Annotated in this window: 2 rRNA genes; both read right to left on the bottom strand. The window is 50.5% G+C overall.

The features are described from left to right. Positions 1-149: 149 nt before the first annotated feature. Positions 150-264: ribosomal RNA gene (gene rrf / locus GGE09_RS23390) — 5S ribosomal RNA — on the bottom strand. Between the two features lie 114 nt (positions 265-378). Beyond that, a 23S ribosomal RNA gene (locus tag GGE09_RS23385) occupies positions 379-3,334 on the bottom strand. Between the last annotated feature and the right edge of the window lie 772 nt (positions 3,335-4,106).

Raw genomic sequence — 4,106 nt, 5'->3', positions numbered from 1 at the left:
TCTCTGATGCGTTGTTTATCGTTGTGGTGATTTTGGTTGGTTTTGCGGATATTCCCCGGCGGATTTGGGTTTTAGAACGCAAAAAGCCGCCCGAGGGGCGGCTTGAGCTTTATTATATCGTTTTGAGAGCGTGTTCGAATACTTACTAGGTTTGGCAGTGACTTACTCTCCCACGTCTTAAGACGCAGTACCATCAGCGCAACAGTGCTTAACGGCCGAGTTCGGGATGGGATCGGGTGTTTCACTTGTGCTATGACCACCAAACCGAGAAAGTATTCGAACATCCCGCCGTACGAGGGCGGGTTTATACACGAGACCCTGATTTTCATCAGGTTAGTCATTCCGGACTACTGTCCAGCAATCTATCTATTACTGGATCAAATCAAGCCTATCGGGCAATTAGTATTGGTCAACTGAATGCATTACTGCACTTACATCTCCAACCTATCGACGTGGTGGTCTTCCACGGCCCTCAAGGGAGACCTTGTTTCTGGGGGGGCTTCCCGCTTAGATGCCTTCAGCGGTTATCCTGTCCGATCATAGCTACTCTGCACTGCGGCTGGCGCCACAACAGATCCACCAGTGGATCGTTCACCCCGGTCCTCTCGTACTAGGGGCAACTCCCATCAAGTCTCCTACACCCACGGCAGATAGGGACCGAACTGTCTCACGACGTTCTAAACCCAGCTCACGTACCTCTTTAAACGGCGAACAGCCGTACCCTTGGGACCTGCTCCAGCCCCAGGATGAGATGAGCCGACATCGAGGTGCCAAACACTGCCGTCGATATGGACTCTTGGGCAGTATCAGCCTGTTATCCCCGGCGTACCTTTTATCCGTTGAGCGATGGCCCTTCCACTCGGGACCACCGGATCACTATGACCGACTTTCGTCTCTGCTCGTCTTGTCAGACTCGCAGTCAGGCGGGCTTATGCCATTGCACTCGACGACCGATTTCCGACCGGTCTGAGCCCACCATCGCGCGCCTCCGTTACTCTTTAGGAGGCGACCGCCCCAGTCAAACTACCCGCCACACAGGGTCCCGGATCCGGATAACGGACCGCGGTTAGACAATAAGACAAACAGGGGTGGTATCTCAAGGGAGGCTCCACAAAGACTAGCGTCTCTGCTTCAAAGCCTACCACCTATCCTGCACACGTCTGACCTATTGCCAGTGTGAAGCTGTAGTAAAGGTGCACGGGGTCTTTCCGTCTAACCGCGGGAAGCCTGCATCTTAACAGGCAATTCAATTTCGCTGAGTCTGCATTGGAGACAGCGGGGAAGTCGTTACGCCATTCGTGCAGGTCGGAACTTACCCGACAAGGAATTTCGCTACCTTAGGACCGTTATAGTTACGGCCGCCGTTTACCGGGGCTTCAGTTCGGAGCTTGCACTCCTCCCTTTAACCTTCCGGCACCGGGCAGGCGTCAGACCCTATACGTCGTCTTGCGACTTCGCAGAGCCCTGTGTTTTTAGTAAACAGTCGCCACCCCCTGGTCTGTGCCCCCCGCCAAAACTTGCGTTCTGACGGGGCCTCCTTCTCGCGAACTTACGGAGGCATTTTGCCGAGTTCCTTCAATGCAGTTCTCTCAAGCGCCTTGGTATTCTCTACCAGTCCACCTGTGTTGGTTTAGGGTACGATCTAATGGAAGGCTATTTCCAGGGACCACTGAACGGCCTCCCCAATCCAATAAGGGGAAACAATCTTCATGATCCGTCACATCTTCCTGGCACCGTAATATTAAACGGTTTCCCATCGACTACGCCTTTCGGCCTCGCCTTAGGGGTCGGCTTACCCTGCTCAGATTAGCTTTAAGCAGGAACCCTTGGACTTTCGGCGAGAGTGTCTCTCACACTCTTTATCGCTACTCATGTCAACATTCTCACTTCTGATCACTCCACCGGATCCCTTACAGGCCGGCTTCACAGTCAGAACATTGCGTCCGTTATTTTATGTCCTACCGCTTCGCTACTTGAGGACGATTGCTCGCCCCGCTGCAACGTTGTGACAGTTACAAAACAAAAGACGCAGCGTTCTATATCACAGAACGCTCCGCTACCATGCACTTACGTGCATCCTCAGCTTCGGCTCATGGCTTGAGCCCCGGTACATCTTCGCCGCAGGATAACTTAATTAGACCAGTGAGCTGTTACGCTATCTTTAAAAGATGGCTGCTTCTAAGCCAACTTCCTGGTTGTTTTGGTCGTCCCACTTGCTTTCCCACTTAGCCATGAATTAGGGGCCTTAGCTGGAGGTCAGGGTTGTTTCCCTCTCCACTACGGACGTTAGCATCCGCAGTGTGTCTGCCGTCTAGTACTCCCGGGTATTCGGAGTTTGGTTAGGGTCAGTAAGGCTGTATGCCCCCATTGCCCATCCAGTGCTCTACCCCCCGGGGTATTCGGACGACGCTCTACCTAAATAGATTTCGCGGAGAACCAGCTATCTCCGAGTTTGATTGGCCTTTCACCCCTAGGCACACCTCATCCCGACCTTTTTCAACAGGTGTGGGTTCGGACCTCCAGTAAGTGTTACCTTACCTTCATCCTGGACATGCCTAGATCACTCGGTTTCGGGTCTGATCCTACTAACTCATTCGCCCTATTAAGACTCGCTTTCGCTGCGCCTACACCTATCGGCTTAAGCTTGCTAGTAAGACCAAGTCGTTGACCCATTATACAAAAGGTACGCTGTCAGATCATAAAGATCCTCCAACTGTTTGTAGGCGTCCGGTTTCAGAAACTGTTTCACTCCCCTCGTCGGGGTGCTTTTCACCTTTCCCTCACGGTACTGGTTCGCTATCGGTCAGTAAGGAGTACTTAGCCTTCGAAGGTGGTCCTCCGATGTTCAGACAGAATTTCACGTGTTCCGCCCTACTTAATACGTCTGATCATGCTTCCTATACGGGGCTGTCACCCATATTGCCCAGCTTTCCAACTGGTTCTAGTCACATTCACAGCTCGGCTGGTCCCCGTTCGCTCGCCGCTACTAAGGGAGTATCTGTTGATTTCCTTTCCTCCGGGTACTTAGATGTTTCAGTTCCCCGGGTTTGCCTTTTTAACCCTATGTATTCAGGTTAAAAATACTTGGTTTACCTTGTTATTGATTAACACTCCGTGCCCGTCCTTGACGGGTCTCACCAGCAAGCTGGTTCGCTCCGACATCTTCAGGTCCGTCGTAAAGTTAACAATAACAAAATATCAAGTGGGTTGCCCCATTCGGAAATTCATGGATCAAAGCTTATTCTCAGCTCCCCATGACTTATCGCAGAGTATCACGTCCTTCATCGCCTCTTACTGCCAAGGCATCCACCAAACGCCCTTCTCGCGCTTGATCTGATCCAGAAAAAGTTAGACTTTCTCTAGAACAGAAGTCGTCATTTTGAGAGTGTATCAATCCGAAGATCAATACGATTGTGTTTAGATCTGATTTCTCAGACCCAACTCATTGAACTCATGTCACACATTACTGTGTGACGCACATTCCCAGTTACCAACTTACGTTGGTGACTTGATGATCGGTTAAAATCATCTACCGCAACCTCGCTCGCTCCTTCAACGGAAAGCAAATTTGGCGTTCTGACGAACACCCGGATTTGCCGGCCGCTGATTGAACAAGTTCAATCACGGCTTGGTTAGTGTATTTTGACTTGGAAAGACTGTAAATTATTACGATATCAGCTTATCCCACACGCACTGGAGGGCCTTCACCGACAACACGCGCCTAAGAACCTTGGTCGGGTTACAAAATTGCGATTACCCCTTACGGGATGTGTTGCTTACCAGATAATTCCGAAGAACTATCTGCCAAATACGCAAAACTTACGTCTCGTGTATTTATATGCTCTCTAAACGATGTAAAAGTGTCTGAAGTATCAGACTTTTAAACAGTCGTTGAGGACTGCTTAATGATCTGATCATCAGCTCTTTGATGTAATTTCTCGTATCTGAAGATCTGTCCGGAAAAGGCGCTATAGACGCTCTCGATGTTTGGTCCAAACATCTGCCGCTCTGAAGCCGTAGTGCTTGTATCAACCCAATTCAAAGAATTGGGTTTTGGTGGAGCATAACGGGATCGAACCGTTGACCCCCTGCTTGCAAAGCAGGTG

The sequence above is a fragment of the Roseobacter sp. N2S genome, assembly GCF_031454055.1.
Taxonomy (GTDB): Bacteria; Pseudomonadota; Alphaproteobacteria; order Rhodobacterales; family Rhodobacteraceae; genus Amylibacter.
Note: the sequence above shows the minus strand (reverse complement) of the source record. Positions and strands in the feature narration are given on the sequence as shown.